General features: G+C 65.0%; 10 protein-coding genes. All 10 read left to right on the top strand.

Features of this window, described 5'->3' with window-relative positions; genetic code table 11:
- Positions 1 to 144: 144 nt before the first annotated feature.
- The 10 genes from rplK (at position 145) to tuf (ending at position 15,485) form a co-directional block, all read left to right on the top strand.
- Complete coding sequence (rplK, locus tag AC1P0E_RS13560) at positions 145 to 579, top strand: 50S ribosomal protein L11 (RefSeq protein WP_214974378.1); 435 nt, start codon at positions 145 to 147, stop codon at positions 577 to 579.
- Between the two features lie 78 nt (positions 580 to 657).
- Positions 658 to 1,380, top strand: coding sequence for a 50S ribosomal protein L1 (rplA, locus tag AC1P0E_RS13555; RefSeq protein WP_215135474.1), 723 nt, complete (start codon positions 658 to 660; stop codon positions 1,378 to 1,380).
- Between the two features lie 346 nt (positions 1,381 to 1,726).
- Positions 1,727 to 2,257, top strand: coding sequence for a 50S ribosomal protein L10 (rplJ, locus tag AC1P0E_RS13550; RefSeq protein WP_214974375.1), 531 nt, complete (start codon positions 1,727 to 1,729; stop codon positions 2,255 to 2,257).
- Positions 2,258 to 2,368: 111 nt separating this feature from the next.
- A complete protein-coding gene (gene rplL / locus AC1P0E_RS13545) occupies positions 2,369 to 2,752 on the top strand; it encodes a 50S ribosomal protein L7/L12 (protein ID WP_482742415.1) in 384 nt (127 codons plus the stop codon).
- Positions 2,753 to 3,300: 548 nt separating this feature from the next.
- Positions 3,301 to 6,783 (top strand): DNA-directed RNA polymerase subunit beta, encoded by a 3,483-nt coding sequence (gene rpoB / locus AC1P0E_RS13540; RefSeq protein ID WP_482742414.1) that lies wholly within the window; start codon positions 3,301 to 3,303, stop codon positions 6,781 to 6,783.
- 98 nt (positions 6,784 to 6,881) lie between these two features.
- On the top strand, positions 6,882 to 10,781 hold the full coding sequence (locus AC1P0E_RS13535; protein WP_482742413.1) for a DNA-directed RNA polymerase subunit beta': 3,900 nt from the start codon (positions 6,882 to 6,884) through the stop codon (positions 10,779 to 10,781).
- 347 nt (positions 10,782 to 11,128) lie between these two features.
- Positions 11,129 to 11,500, top strand: a complete 372-nt coding sequence (gene rpsL / locus AC1P0E_RS13530) for a 30S ribosomal protein S12 (protein ID WP_003948652.1) — start codon at positions 11,129 to 11,131, stop codon at positions 11,498 to 11,500.
- 2 nt (positions 11,501 to 11,502) lie between these two features.
- Positions 11,503 to 11,973, top strand: a complete 471-nt coding sequence (rpsG, locus tag AC1P0E_RS13525; protein ID WP_482742412.1) for a 30S ribosomal protein S7 — start codon at positions 11,503 to 11,505, stop codon at positions 11,971 to 11,973.
- Positions 11,974 to 12,011: 38 nt separating this feature from the next.
- Positions 12,012 to 14,141 (top strand): elongation factor G, encoded by a 2,130-nt coding sequence (gene fusA, locus AC1P0E_RS13520; protein WP_482742411.1) that lies wholly within the window; start codon positions 12,012 to 12,014, stop codon positions 14,139 to 14,141.
- A 150-nt stretch (positions 14,142 to 14,291) separates the two neighbouring features.
- Positions 14,292 to 15,485 carry an elongation factor Tu gene (tuf, locus tag AC1P0E_RS13515; protein WP_482742410.1) on the top strand — a complete coding sequence of 398 codons (1,194 nt, stop codon included), beginning with the start codon at positions 14,292 to 14,294 and terminating at the stop codon, positions 15,483 to 15,485.
- Positions 15,486 to 15,547 lie beyond the last annotated feature (62 nt).

Genomic DNA, 15,547 nt, shown 5'->3' with positions numbered 1-15,547 from the left:
CTTCCGACCAGGTCAGACCGGCTCTCGCAGCCTGTCTGACCTGCTCGGTTTTTAGCCGCACCGCTATACCCGTTATCGTGGTGCGGTATGCCTCCGTCCGGTGATCGGATGGCAGGAAACTCTCACTAGGACCCGGAGAGAGCAATGCCTCCCAAGAAGAAGAAGGTCACGGGGCTCATCAAGCTCCAGATCAACGCCGGCGCGGCCAACCCGGCTCCGCCGGTCGGCCCCGCGCTGGGCCAGCACGGCGTCAACATCATGGAGTTCTGCAAGGCCTACAACGCCGCGACCGAGTCGCAGCGTGGCATGGTCGTGCCGGTGGAGATCACGGTCTACGAGGACCGCTCCTTCACCTTCGTGACGAAGACCCCGCCGGCCGCCAAGCTGATCCTCAAGGCCGCAGGTGTGGACAAGGGATCGGGCGAGCCCCACAAGACCAAGGTCGCGAAGCTCACCGCCGCTCAGGTGCGTGAGATCTCGACGGTCAAGCTCCCCGACCTGAACGCCAACGACCTGGACGCCGCGGACAAGATCATCGCCGGCACCGCCCGTTCCATGGGCATCACGGTCGAGGGCTGAAAGTCCCCGTAGCACCACAGTGGTAGGGCCAAGCGCTGGTCCGCACCACGACTCCATCTCCATCCTCAAGGAGCAGAAGTGAAGCGCAGCAAGAACTTCCGCAGCGCGGACGCGAAGATCGACCGGGAGCGCCTGTACGCCCCGCTCGAGGCCGTCCGTATTGCCAAGGACACCTCCACCACGAAGTTCGACGGCACCGTCGAGGTCGCCATGCGTCTGGGTGTCGACCCGCGCAAGGCCGACCAGATGGTCCGCGGCACCGTGAACCTGCCGCACGGCACCGGCAAGACCGCCCGGGTCCTGGTCTTCGCGACCGGTGACCGTGCTGCGGCCGCGGAGGCCGCCGGCGCCGACATCGTCGGCTCCGACGAGCTCATCGACGAGGTCGCGAAGGGCCGTCTGGACTTCGACGCCGTCGTCGCCACCCCGGACCTCATGGGCAAGGTCGGCCGCCTCGGCCGCGTGCTCGGTCCGCGTGGTCTGATGCCGAACCCGAAGACCGGAACGGTCACCCCGGACGTGGCGAAGGCTGTCACGGACATCAAGGGCGGCAAGATCGAGTTCCGCGTCGACAAGCACTCGAACCTGCACTTCATCATCGGCAAGGTCTCCTTCGACGAGACGAAGCTGGTCGAGAACTACGCAGCGGCGCTGGAGGAGATCCTCCGTCTCAAGCCGTCCGCCGCGAAGGGCCGCTACATCAGGAAGGCCGCCCTGGCCACGACGATGGGCCCCAGCATCCCGCTGGACCAGAACCGCACCCGTAACCTCCTCGTCGAGGAAGACCCGGCTGCTGTCTGACGGCCGGGCCGAGCCTGACGGCTCTGCCCACTGAATGGCTCTGATCGGGCCCCGTACCTCCCTCCGGGGAGGCGCGGGGCCCGATTTGCTTGTGGGTGACCCGTTCGCGTAGTCTCCTCCAGAAGCCAAAGACCGCTGGTCGTTGCTGTGTCTTCGCAAGAAGGTGCGGCGGCCGAAGGATCCGCCAGGTGCGGACGACCCGCGTAGGTGTCGTGGAAAGCTCCCGGACACGCTCTGCAAAGAGCGCAGTCGGTCGAGCTACGCCCCGTGCGCCTGCGCCGGGGCGTTTCGTTTTGCCTGGCCCCTTCTGAGCGGTCCTCATCACCCGGAAGGAGGCCGACGCTCTATGGCAAGGCCCGACAAGGCTGCCGCGGTAGCCGAGCTCGCGGACCAGTTCCGTAGCTCGAACGCCGCCGTGCTGACCGAGTACCGGGGTCTCACCGTGGCGCAGCTCAAGACGCTGCGTCGTTCGCTCGGTGAGAACGCCCAGTACGCCGTGGTGAAGAACACGCTGACCAAGATTGCGGCCAACGAGGCCGGGATCAACACGCTGGACGACCTGTTCGCAGGTCCGACGGCGGTTGCCTTCATCACCGGTGACCCGGTGGAGTCGGCGAAGGGTCTTCGTGACTTCGCCAAGGAGAACCCCAACCTGATCATCAAGGGCGGTGTCCTTGACGGTAAGGCGCTGTCCGCCGATGAGATCAAGAAGCTCGCGGACCTCGAGTCCCGCGAGGTTCTGCTCGCCAAGCTGGCGGGTGCCATGAAGGGCAAGCAGTCGCAGACCGCTTCGCTGTTCAAGGCGCTTCCGTCGAAGTTCGTCCGCACCGCGGAGGCGCTTCGTGCCAAGCAGGCCGAGCAGGGCGGTGCCGAGTAATTCGGCTCGCTTTTTGACCGACGCCCGTCTGGGCGCAGGTCGCAGCGGGCCGGAAGTACGCCCGCCTCACATGTACATCGGCACCAGCCGAATTAGTGGAAGGACGCCATCATGGCGAAGCTCGCCCAGGCCGACCTGCTCGCGCAGTTCGAAGAGATGACCCTCATTGAGCTCTCCGAGTTCGTGAAGGCCTTCGAGGAGAAGTTCGACGTCACCGCCGCTGCCGCGGTTGCCGCCGCCCCCGCCGGTGGCGCTGGCGCCCCGGCCGAGGCCGCCGAGGAGCAGGACGAGTTCGACGTCATCCTCACCGGTGCCGGCGACAAGAAGATCCAGGTCATCAAGGTCGTGCGTGAGCTGACCTCGCTGGGTCTGAAGGAGGCCAAGGACCTCGTCGACGGCGCTCCGAAGCCGGTCCTCGAGAAGGTCGCCAAGGAGGCCGCTGAGAAGGCCGCCGAGTCCCTCAAGGCCGCCGGCGCGGCTGTCGAGGTCAAGTGACCTCGTTGAGTCTCTGACTCAGCTGCTCACGTTCTGAGGGCGATCACCCATTCGGGTGGTCGCCCTCAGGCGTTCCCGGGACGCCGTCCTTGCTCTTGGCGCCGTGGCGAGTATCGTGATCTTCGCCGTACGCCCCGCGGGTGGCCGTGCGCCGTACGGCGTCGTGGCCAGTGACGATCTCTGTGGAGAGCGGGGGGCCTTGACGAACCGCACGAGGCGCGCAATTCTCAGGACGCGTCGTCATACCGATCCGGATCCGAGGCATGGATCGGCGACGTAGAGGGCAGTACTGATATGCGCATACCGCGCATGGCTTTTCGCAGGAGTTGAGTACAGCGAGGGTGTCAAACAACCCGCACTGGACATCAGTGGGCCAAGTGGCTACACTGACCCTTTGCGCTGCCTGTTAGCTGCCTCCTGCCCGTCACCAGGGGCATACCCTCGCTCGAGCATCGACGGCCGACATCCCCGACCAGGGACTTCTGCCGCTGTGCCAGCTTGGGACCGGTACGCGCGTAGTGAGTCCGAGCCCTCGGAAGGACCCCCTCTTGGCCGCCTCGCGCAACGCCTCGACCTCCAATACGAACAACGGCGCCAGCACCGCCCCGCTGCGCATCTCCTTTGCAAAGATCAAGGAGCCCCTCGAGGTTCCTAACCTCCTCGCGCTGCAGACCGAGAGCTTTGACTGGCTGCTCGGTAATGCCGCTTGGAAGGGTCGCGTCGAGGCCGCTCTCGAGAGCGGACAGGACGTCCCCACCAAGTCTGGTCTGGAAGAGATCTTCGAGGAGATCTCGCCGATCGAGGACTTCTCCGGGTCGATGTCGCTGACGTTCCGCGACCACCGGTTCGAGCCCCCGAAGAACTCGATCGACGAGTGCAAGGAGCGCGACTTCACGTTCGCGGCTCCCCTCTTCGTCACCGCAGAGTTCACCAACAACGAGACCGGCGAGATCAAGTCCCAGACGGTCTTCATGGGCGATTTCCCGCTCATGACCAACAAGGGCACCTTCGTCATCAACGGCACCGAGCGTGTCGTTGTGTCGCAGCTGGTCCGCTCGCCGGGTGTCTACTTCGACTCCTCCATCGACAAGACGTCCGACAAGGACATCTTCTCCTCCAAGATCATCCCTTCCCGGGGTGCCTGGCTGGAGATGGAGATCGACAAGCGCGACATGGTCGGTGTCCGCATCGACCGCAAGCGCAAGCAGTCCGTCACCGTTCTCCTCAAGGCTCTCGGTTGGACCACCGAGCAGATCCTCGAAGAGTTCGGCGAGTACGAGTCCATGCGCGCCACCCTGGAGAAGGACCACACCCAGGGCCAGGACGACGCGCTGCTCGACATCTACCGCAAGCTCCGCCCGGGCGAGCCGCCCACGCGTGAGGCCGCTCAGACGCTGCTCGAGAACCTCTACTTCAACCCGAAGCGCTACGACCTCGCGAAGGTCGGCCGCTACAAGGTGAACAAGAAGCTCGGCGCCGATGAGCCGCTGAACGCGGGTGTCCTCACCAGCAAGGACATCATCGCCACCATCAAGTACCTGGTCCGGCTGCACGCCGGCGAGGTCGAGACGGTCGGCGAGTCGGGCCGGAGCATCGTCGTCGAGACCGACGACATCGACCACTTCGGCAACCGTCGTCTGCGCAACGTCGGCGAGCTCATCCAGAACCAGGTCCGTACGGGTCTGGCTCGTATGGAGCGCGTCGTGCGTGAGCGGATGACGACTCAGGACGTCGAGGCGATCACGCCGCAGACCCTGATCAACATCCGGCCGGTCGTCGCCTCCATCAAGGAGTTCTTCGGCACCAGCCAGCTGTCGCAGTTCATGGACCAGAACAACCCGCTGTCGGGTCTCACCCACAAGCGCCGTCTGTCGGCGCTTGGCCCGGGTGGTCTCTCCCGTGAGCGGGCCGGCTTCGAGGTCCGTGACGTGCACCCGTCTCACTACGGCCGTATGTGCCCGATTGAGACCCCCGAAGGCCCGAACATCGGTCTGATCGGTTCGCTCGCCTCGTACGGCCGCGTCAACGCGTTCGGCTTCGTCGAGACGCCGTACCGCAAGGTTGTCGAGGGTGTCGTCACCGACGACGTCGACTACCTGACCGCCGATGAAGAGGACCGCTTCGTCATCGCGCAGGCCAACGCGACGCTGGGTGAGGACATGCGCTTCACCGAGTCGCGCGTGCTCGTCCGCCGTCGTGGCGGCGAGATCGACTACATCCCCGGCGACGACGTCGACTACATGGACGTCTCGCCGCGCCAGATGGTGTCGGTCGCCACCGCGATGATCCCGTTCCTCGAGCACGACGACGCGAACCGCGCGCTCATGGGCGCGAACATGATGCGTCAGGCCGTGCCGCTGATCACGTCCGAGGCGCCGCTCGTCGGCACCGGCATGGAGTACCGCTGCGCGGTCGACGCCGGTGACGTCATCAAGGCGGAGAAGGACGGTGTGGTCCAGGAGGTTTCCGCGGACTACGTCACCGTCGCCAACGACGACGGTACGTACACCACGTACCGGATCGCGAAGTTCTCCCGCTCCAACCAGGGCACCTCGGTCAACCAGAAGGTTGTCGTGGACGAGGGCGCCCGGGTCGTCGAGGGCCAGGTCCTCGCCGACGGGCCCGCCACCCAGCAGGGTGAGATGGCGCTCGGCAAGAACCTGCTCGTGGCGTTCATGCCGTGGGAGGGTCACAACTACGAAGACGCGATCATCCTCAGCCAGCGTCTGGTGCAGGACGACGTCCTCTCCTCGATTCACATCGAGGAGCACGAGGTCGACGCCCGTGACACCAAGCTCGGCCCGGAGGAGATCACCCGGGACATCCCGAACGTCTCCGAAGAGGTCCTCGCGGACCTCGACGAGCGCGGCATCATCCGTATCGGTGCCGAGGTCGTCGCCGGTGACATCCTCGTCGGCAAGGTCACGCCCAAGGGTGAGACCGAGCTGACGCCGGAAGAGCGCCTGCTGCGCGCGATCTTCGGTGAGAAGGCGCGCGAAGTGCGCGACACCTCGCTGAAGGTGCCGCACGGCGAGGTCGGCAAGATCATCGGTGTCCGCGTCTTCGACCGCGAAGAGGGCGACGAGCTGCCGCCGGGTGTGAACCAGCTGGTTCGCGTCTACGTCGCGCAGAAGCGCAAGATCACCGATGGTGACAAGCTCGCCGGCCGTCACGGCAACAAGGGCGTCATCTCGAAGATCCTGCCGATCGAGGACATGCCGTTCCTGGAGGACGGCACCCCGGTCGACATCATCCTGAACCCGCTGGGTGTCCCGTCCCGAATGAACCCGGGACAGGTCCTCGAAATCCACCTGGGCTGGCTCGCCAGTCAGGGCTGGAAGGTCGAGGGCGGCGAGGACTGGATGGAGCGTCTGAAGGTGATCGGGGCCGACGAGGTCGCCCCCGGTACCAACGTCGCCACCCCGGTCTTCGACGGTGCGCGCGAGGACGAGATCTCGGGTCTCTTCGAGTCCACGATCCCGAACCGCGACGGCAACAGGATGGTGCAGCCCTCGGGCAAGGCCAACCTGTTCGACGGCCGCTCGGGTGAGCCTTTCCCGGAGCCGGTCTCGGTCGGCTACATGTACATCCTCAAGCTCCACCACCTGGTCGACGACAAGCTGCACGCTCGTTCGACCGGTCCGTACTCGATGATCACCCAGCAGCCGCTGGGTGGTAAGGCCCAGTTCGGTGGCCAGCGCTTCGGTGAGATGGAGGTGTGGGCGCTCGAAGCTTATGGCGCCGCTTACGCCCTCCAGGAACTGCTGACCATCAAGTCCGACGACGTCACCGGCCGCGTGAAGGTCTACGAGGCCATCGTCAAGGGCGAGAACATTCCTGAGCCCGGCATCCCCGAGTCCTTCAAGGTGCTCATCAAGGAGATGCAGTCCCTGTGCCTCAACGTGGAGGTGCTGTCCTCGGACGGCATGTCCATCGAGATGCGCGACACCGACGAGGACGTCTTCCGCGCTGCGGAAGAGCTCGGTATCGACCTGTCCCGGCGCGAGCCGAGCAGCGTCGAAGAGGTCTGACGGGTTGTCCGGCCGCTGCTTCACCGCAGCGGCCGGCTCTCCCCGGACCCGTTCAGACCATGATTGACTCTCGACCCCGAAAGAGGGATTGACGACAAGTGCTCGACGTCAACTTCTTCGACGAGCTGCGGATCGGCCTCGCCACCGCGGACGACATCCGGACCTGGTCGCACGGCGAAGTGAAGAAGCCGGAGACCATCAACTACCGCACGCTCAAGCCCGAGAAGGACGGACTCTTCTGCGAGAAGATCTTCGGCCCGACCCGGGACTGGGAGTGCTACTGCGGTAAGTACAAGCGTGTCCGCTTCAAGGGCATCATCTGCGAGCGCTGCGGCGTCGAGGTCACTCGCGCCAAGGTGCGTCGTGAGCGGATGGGCCACATTGAGCTGGCCGCACCCGTCACCCACATCTGGTACTTCAAGGGCGTCCCGTCGCGCCTTGGCTACCTGCTGGACCTCGCGCCGAAGGACCTCGAGAAGGTCATCTACTTCGCCGCGTACATGATCACGTTCGTGGACGAGGAGCGCCGCACGCGTGACCTGCCGTCGCTGGAGGCACACGTCTCCGTAGAGCGTCAGCAGGTCGAGAACCGTCGCGACTCCGACCTCGAAGCCCGCGCCAAGAAGCTCGAGACCGACCTGGCCGAGCTCGAGGCCGAGGGCGCCAAGGCCGACGTACGCCGCAAGGTGCGCGAAGGTGCCGAGCGTGAGATGAAGCAGCTGCGCGACCGTGCGCAGCGCGAGATCGACCGTCTCGACGAGGTGTGGAGCCGCTTCAAGAACCTCAAGGTCCAGGACCTCGAGGGCGACGAGCTGCTCTACCGCGAACTGCGCGACCGCTTCGGTACGTACTTCGACGGCTCGATGGGCGCCGCTGCTCTGCAGAAGCGCCTGGAGTCCTTCGACCTCGACGAAGAGGCCGAGCGGCTTCGCGAGATCATCCGTACCGGCAAGGGCCAGAAGAAGACCCGTGCGCTCAAGCGCCTCAAGGTCGTCTCCGCGTTCCTGCAGACCAGCAACAGCCCCAAGGGCATGGTTCTGGACTGCGTGCCGGTCATCCCGCCGGACCTGCGTCCGATGGTGCAGCTGGACGGTGGCCGCTTCGCGACCTCCGACCTGAACGACCTGTACCGCCGCGTGATCAACCGCAACAACCGTCTGAAGCGTCTCCTTGACCTCGGTGCTCCCGAGATCATCGTGAACAACGAGAAGCGCATGCTTCAGGAGGCCGTCGACGCGCTGTTCGACAACGGTCGTCGTGGCCGTCCGGTCACCGGTCCCGGTAACCGCCCGCTGAAGTCCCTGAGCGACATGCTCAAGGGCAAGCAGGGTCGATTCCGTCAGAACCTTCTCGGTAAGCGTGTGGACTACTCCGCGCGTTCCGTGATCGTCGTCGGCCCGCAGCTGAAGCTGCACCAGTGTGGTCTGCCCAAGGCCATGGCGCTGGAGCTCTTCAAGCCGTTCGTGATGAAGCGCCTGGTCGATCTCAACCACGCGCAGAACATCAAGTCGGCGAAGCGCATGGTCGAGCGCGGCCGCACGGTCGTGTACGACGTACTGGAAGAGGTCATCGCCGAGCACCCGGTTCTGCTGAACCGTGCGCCGACGCTGCACCGCCTCGGCATCCAGGCCTTCGAGCCGCAGCTGGTCGAGGGCAAGGCCATCCAGATCCACCCGCTCGTCTGCACCGCGTTCAACGCGGACTTCGACGGTGACCAGATGGCCGTGCACCTGCCGCTCTCCGCGGAGGCGCAGGCCGAGGCCCGCATCCTGATGCTGTCCTCGAACAACATCCTGAAGCCGGCCGACGGTCGTCCCGTCACCATGCCGACCCAGGACATGGTTCTCGGTCTCTTCTTCCTCACGACCGACGAGGAAGAGCGCAAGGTCATCGGTGAGGGCCGCAGCTTCGGCTCGACCGCCGAGGCGACCATGGCGTTCGACAACCGCGAGCTCTCGCTCCAGGCCAAGGTCGACATCCGCTTCCCGGTGGGCACCATCCCGCCGCGTGGCTGGGTGCCGCCGGTCGCCGAGGAGGGCGAGCAGGAGTTCCAGCAGGGCGACAGCTTCCGTCTTCGTACGACGCTGGGCCGCGCGCTCTTCAACGAGCTGCTGCCCGAGGACTACCCGTTCGTCGACTACTCGGTGGGCAAGAAGCAGCTCTCCGAGATCGTCAACGACCTGGCGGAGCGCTACCCCAAGGTGATCGTGGCGGCGACGCTCGACAACCTGAAGGCGGCCGGCTTCCACTGGGCGACCCGTTCGGGCGTCACCGTGGCCATCTCCGACGTCGTCGTGCCCGAGGCCAAGAAGGCCATCGTCAAGGGCTACGAGGCGCTGGACGAGAAGGTCCAGAAGCAGTACGAGCGCGGTCTCATCACCAAGGAAGAGCGCACTCAGGAGCTCATCGCGATCTGGACCAAGGCGACCAATGAGGTTGCCGAGGCGATGAACGCGAACTTCCCCAAGACGAACCCCATCTTCATGATGGTTGACTCGGGTGCCCGAGGAAACATGATGCAGATGCGTCAGATCGCCGGTATGCGTGGTCTGGTGTCGAACGCCAAGAACGAGACGATTCCCCGCCCCATCAAGGCGTCGTTCCGTGAGGGTCTGTCCGTGCTGGAGTACTTCATCTCCACCCACGGTGCCCGTAAGGGTCTGGCCGACACCGCCCTGCGTACCGCCGACTCGGGTTACCTGACCCGTCGTCTGGTGGACGTCTCGCAGGACGTGATCATCCGCGAGGAGGACTGTGGCACCGACCGCGGCCTCAAGCTGAAGATCGCTGCCAAGGGCGCCGACGGTGTCCTGCGCAAGACGGACGATGTCGAGACCAGCGTGTACGCACGCATGCTCGCCGAGGACGTCGTCATCGACGGCAAGGTCATCGCGCCGGCGAACGTCGACCTCGGTGACGTGCTCATCGACCAGCTGCTCATGCACGGCGTCGAGGAGGTCAAGACCCGCTCGGTCCTGACCTGCGAGTCCGCGGTCGGCACCTGTGCCTTCTGCTACGGACGCTCGCTCGCCACCGGCAAGCTGGTCGACATCGGTGAGGCGGTCGGCATCATCGCCGCCCAGTCCATCGGTGAGCCCGGTACCCAGCTGACGATGCGTACCTTCCACACCGGTGGTGTGGCCGGTGACGACATCACCCAGGGTCTGCCCCGTGTCGTCGAGCTCTTCGAGGCTCGTACGCCCAAGGGTGTCGCCCCGATCTCGGAGGCGGCAGGCCGCATCCGTATCGAGGAGACCGAGAAGACCAAGAAGCTCGTCGTCACCCCGGACGACGGCAGCGACGAGACGGCGTTCCCGATCTCGAAGCGTGCCCGTCTGCTCGTGGGCGAGGGCGACCACGTCGAGGTGGGCCAGAAGCTCACCGTGGGTGCCACCAACCCGCACGACGTGCTTCGCATCCTTGGTCAGCGCGCGGTCCAGGTCCACCTGGTCGGCGAAGTCCAGAAGGTCTACAACAGCCAGGGTGTGTCGATCCACGACAAGCACATCGAGATCATCATCCGGCAGATGCTCCGCCGCGTGACGATCATCGAGTCGGGCGACGCCGAGCTGCTTCCGGGCGAGCTCGTCGAGCGCGGCCGCTTCGAGGGCGAGAACCGTCGTGTGGTCACGGAAGGCGGCCACCCGGCCTCCGGCCGTCCGCAGCTGATGGGTATCACCAAGGCCTCGCTGGCGACCGAGTCGTGGCTGTCGGCGGCGTCCTTCCAGGAGACGACCAGGGTTCTGACGGACGCGGCGATCAACGCCAAGTCCGACTCCCTGATCGGCCTCAAGGAGAACGTCATCATCGGTAAGCTCATCCCGGCCGGTACGGGTCTGTCCCGCTACCGCAACATCCGGGTGGAGCCCACCGAGGAGGCCAAGGCCGCGATGTACTCGGCCGTCGGCTACGACGACATCGACTACTCGCCGTTCGGTACCGGCTCCGGCCAGGCCGTTCCGCTGGAGGACTACGACTACGGTCCGTACAACCAGTAAGGCGCATGTCTGACGAAGGGCGGTCACCCCACGGGGTGGCCGCCCTTCGGCGTTGTGGCCGCGTTCGGCGTGGCCGGCGCCCCCAGGAAGTCCGGCGTGTTGGGGTGCACGGCATTTGTTTTGACCGGAGTCGATGAGGTAGGTACAGTCAGACCTTGTGCCTGGGGTGTGTCCCGGCTGCCGCGCGCGTGCTTATGTCCGCTCGGGGAGCCAGGAAGAAAACACGCCGCAATCTGCGACTTCTCCGCTTCGGTGGGGGCTTCCAGTGTTCGACACACCCGACCGCGTGGGTCGGAGGTGTTCCAGGTTAGTTTCACAGTGATCGGCACACAGAAACCGGAGAAGTAGTGCCTACGATCCAGCAGCTGGTCCGCAAGGGCCGACAGGACAAGGTCGAGAAGAACAAGACGCCCGCACTTGAGGGTTCCCCTCAGCGTCGCGGCGTCTGCACGCGAGTGTTCACGACCACCCCGAAGAAGCCGAACTCGGCCCTGCGTAAGGTCGCGCGTGTGCGTCTGACCAGCGGGATCGAAGTTACTGCTTACATCCCGGGTGAGGGACACAACCTGCAGGAGCACTCCATTGTGCTCGTGCGTGGTGGCCGTGTGAAGGACCTGCCGGGTGTTCGCTACAAGATCATCCGCGGTTCGCTCGACACCCAGGGTGTCAAGAACCGCAAGCAGGCCCGCAGCCGCTACGGCGCCAAGAAGGAGAAGTAAGAATGCCTCGTAAGGGCCCCGCCCCGAAGCGCCCGGTCATCATTGACCCGGTCTACAGCTCTCCTCTTGTCACGTCGCTTATCAACAAGCTTCTGCTTGACGGCAAGCGTTCCACCGCCGAGCGCATTGTGTACGGCGCCATGGAAGGCCTCCGCGAGAAGACCGGCAACGACCCGGTCATCACGCTGAAGCGCGCGCTTGAGAACGTCAAGCCCTCGCTCGAGGTCAAGTCCCGCCGTGTCGGTGGCGCGACGTACCAGGTGCCGATCGAGGTCAAGCCCGGTCGTGCGGCCACCCTCGCGCTGCGCTGGGTCGTGGGTTACTCCCGCGCCCGCCGCGAGAAGACCATGACCGAGCGCCTCATGAACGAGCTGCTCGACGCCTCCAACGGTCTTGGCGCTGCCGTCAAGAAGCGTGAGGACACCCACAAGATGGCCGAGTCCAACAAGGCCTTCGCGCACTACCGCTGGTAGTCGCTACCCACCTCGAGACCGAGAGAAGATTGAGCCTTATGGCCACCACTTCGCTTGACCTGGCCAAGGTCCGCAACATTGGGATCATGGCCCACATCGACGCGGGCAAGACGACCACCACCGAGCGGATCCTCTTCTACACCGGTGTGTCTTACAAGATCGGTGAAGTCCACGACGGCGCAGCCACGATGGACTGGATGGAGCAGGAGCAGGAGCGCGGCATCACGATCACGTCTGCCGCGACGACCTGCCACTGGCCGCTCAATGAAGTTGATCACACGATCAACATCATTGACACCCCCGGTCACGTCGACTTCACCGTCGAGGTGGAGCGTTCGCTCCGCGTCCTCGACGGTGCCGTCACCGTGTTCGACGGTGTGGCGGGCGTCGAGCCCCAGTCCGAGACTGTCTGGCGTCAGGCGGACCGCTACGGCGTGCCGCGTATCTGCTTCGTCAACAAGCTCGACCGTACCGGCGCCGAGTTCCACCGCTGCGTCGACATGATCGTCGACCGCCTCGGTGCGGTTCCGCTGGTCATGCAACTGCCGATCGGCGCCGAGGCCGACTTCCAGGGTGTTGTCGACCTCGTGACGATGAAGGCCTTCGTCTGGTCCGCCGAGGCGGCCAAGGGCGAGGCGTACGACATCGTCGACATCCCGGCGACGCACGTCGAGGCTGCCGACGAGTGGCGCGGCAAGCTCCTCGAGGCTGTTTCCGAGCACGACGACGAGATGATGGAGATGTACCTCGACGGCCAGGAGCCGACCGAGGAGCAGCTGTACGCCGCCATCCGTCGTATCACTCTGGCCTCCAAGGGCAGTGCCGACTCCGTCACCGTCTCCCCGGTGTTCTGCGGTACCGCGTTCAAGAACAAGGGCGTCCAGCCCCTGCTCGACGCCGTTGTTCGCTACCTGCCGTCTCCCCTGGACGTCGAGGCCATTGAGGGCCACGACGTCAAGGACCCGGAGAAGGTCGTCAAGCGTCAGCCGTCGGACGAGGAGCCGTTCTCCGGCCTTGCCTTCAAGATCGCGAGCGACCCGCACCTGGGCAAGCTCACCTTCGTCCGGATCTACTCCGGTCGCCTCGAGGCCGGCACCGCGGTGCTGAACTCGGTGAAGGGCAAGAAGGAGCGCATCGGCAAGATCTACCGCATGCACGCGAACAAGCGTGAGGAGATCCCCTCGGTGGGTGCCGGTGACATCGTCGCCGTCATGGGTCTGAAGCAGACCACCACCGGTGAGACGCTGTGCGACGACAAGAACCCGGTGATCCTGGAGTCCATGGACTTCCCGGCGCCGGTCATTCAGGTCGCGATCGAGCCCAAGTCCAAGGGTGACCAGGAGCGGCTGGGTGTTGCCATCCAGCGGCTCGCGGAGGAGGACCCCTCCTTCCAGGTGCACTCGGACGAGGAGACCGGCCAGACCATCATCGGTGGTATGGGCGAGCTTCACCTCGAGGTGCTCGTCGACCGCATGAAGCGCGAATTCCGCGTCGAGGCGAATGTCGGCAAGCCCCAGGTCGCTTACCGCGAGACGATTCGCAAGACCGTCGAGCGTATCGACTACACGCACAAGAAGCAGACTGGTGGTACCGGCCAGTTCGCGAAGGTGCAGATCGCCCTTGAGCCCATCGAGGGTGGCGACGCCTCGTACGAGTTCGTCAACAAGGTCACCGGTGGCCGCATCCCCAGGGAGTACATCCCGTCGGTGGACGCGGGCGCGCAGGAAGCCATGCAGTTCGGCATCCTGGCCGGCTACGAGATGGTGGGCGTCCGCGTCACCCTTCTCGACGGTGGTTACCACGAGGTCGACTCCTCGGAGCTCGCCTTCAAGATCGCCGGTTCGCAGGCGTTCAAGGAAGGTGCCCGCAAGGCATCTCCCGTACTCCTCGAGCCGATGATGGCCGTCGAGGTCACCACGCCCGAGGACTACATGGGCGAAGTCATCGGCGACCTCAACTCCCGCCGTGGCCAGATTCAGGCCATGGAGGAGCGCAGCGGCGCTCGCGTCGTGAAGGGCCTCGTGCCTCTCTCGGAGATGTTCGGCTACGTCGGAGACCTCCGCAGCAAGACCTCGGGTCGCGCAAGCTACTCGATGCAGTTCGACTCCTACGCCGAGGTTCCGCGGAACGTCGCCGAGGAGATCATCGCGAAGGCCAAGGGCGAGTAACTCCCCCGAGTTGACGCTTTAGGCTTGACCCGACCGCCGGGGGCTTTCCCCCGCGACCCGTATGGGAAACCCCCGGCGGTCGGCATCCCAGCAAAGATCACCTGGCGCCGATGAAGCAAGGCGTACAGAACCACTCCGCAGGAGGACCCAGTGGCGAAGGCAAAGTTCGAGCGGACTAAGCCGCACGTCAACATCGGCACCATTGGTCACATTGACCACGGTAAGACGACGCTGACCGCGGCGATTACCAAGGTGCTGCACGACGCGTTCCCCGACCTGAACGAGGCCTCGGCCTTCGACCAGATCGACAAGGCTCCCGAGGAGCGCCAGCGCGGTATCACGATCTCGATCGCGCACGTCGAGTACCAGACGGAGTCGCGTCACTACGCGCACGTCGACTGCCCCGGTCACGCGGACTACATCAAGAACATGATCACGGGTGCGGCGCAGATGGACGGCGCCATCCTCGTGGTCGCGGCCACCGACGGCCCGATGCCGCAGACCAAGGAGCACGTGCTCCTGGCCCGCCAGGTAGGCGTGCCGTACATCGTCGTCGCCCTCAACAAGGCCGACATGGTGGACGACGAGGAGATCCTGGAGCTCGTCGAGCTCGAGGTTCGTGAGCTCCTCTCCGAGTACGAGTTCCCGGGCGACGACCTCCCGGTCGTCAAGGTCTCGGCGCTCAAGGCGCTCGAGGGCGACAAGGAGTGGGGCCAGACCGTCCTCGACCTGATGAAGGCCGTCGACGAGTCGATCCCGCAGCCCGAGCGCGACGTCGACAAGCCGTTCCTGATGCCGATCGAGGACGTCTTCACGATCACCGGTCGTGGCACGGTCGTCACCGGCCGTATCGAGCGTGGCATCCTCAAGGTCAACGAGACCGTCGACATCGTCGGTATCAAGACCGAGAAGACCACCACCACGGTCACCGGCATCGAGATGTTCCGCAAGCTGCTCGACGAGGGCCAGGCCGGTGAGAACGTCGGTCTGCTCCTCCGTGGCATCAAGCGCGAGGACGTCGAGCGCGGCCAGGTCATCATCAAGCCCGGTTCGGTTACGCCGCACACCGAGTTCGAGGCCCAGGCCTACATCCTGTCGAAGGACGAGGGTGGTCGTCACACCCCCTTCTTCAACAACTACCGCCCGCAGTTCTACTTCCGTACGACTGACGTGACCGGCGTCGTTACCCTCCCCGAGGGCACCGAGATGGTCATGCCGGGCGACAACACCATCATGACGGTCTCGCTGATTCAGCCGGTCGCCATGGAGGAGGGCCTGAAGTTCGCCATCCGTGAGGGTGGCCGGACCGTGGGCGCCGGCCAGGTCACCAAGATCAGCAAGTAATTTGCCGGCTTGACCTGGTTGCTCCTGAACGAGCACCAAGAAGGGCCCCTGCTCCGTCGTTC

This window comes from Streptomyces sp. TRD_SC_5 (assembly GCF_056836825.1).
The sequence above is the reverse complement of the archived record's forward strand: the minus strand, read 5'-3'. Positions and strand labels throughout refer to the sequence as shown.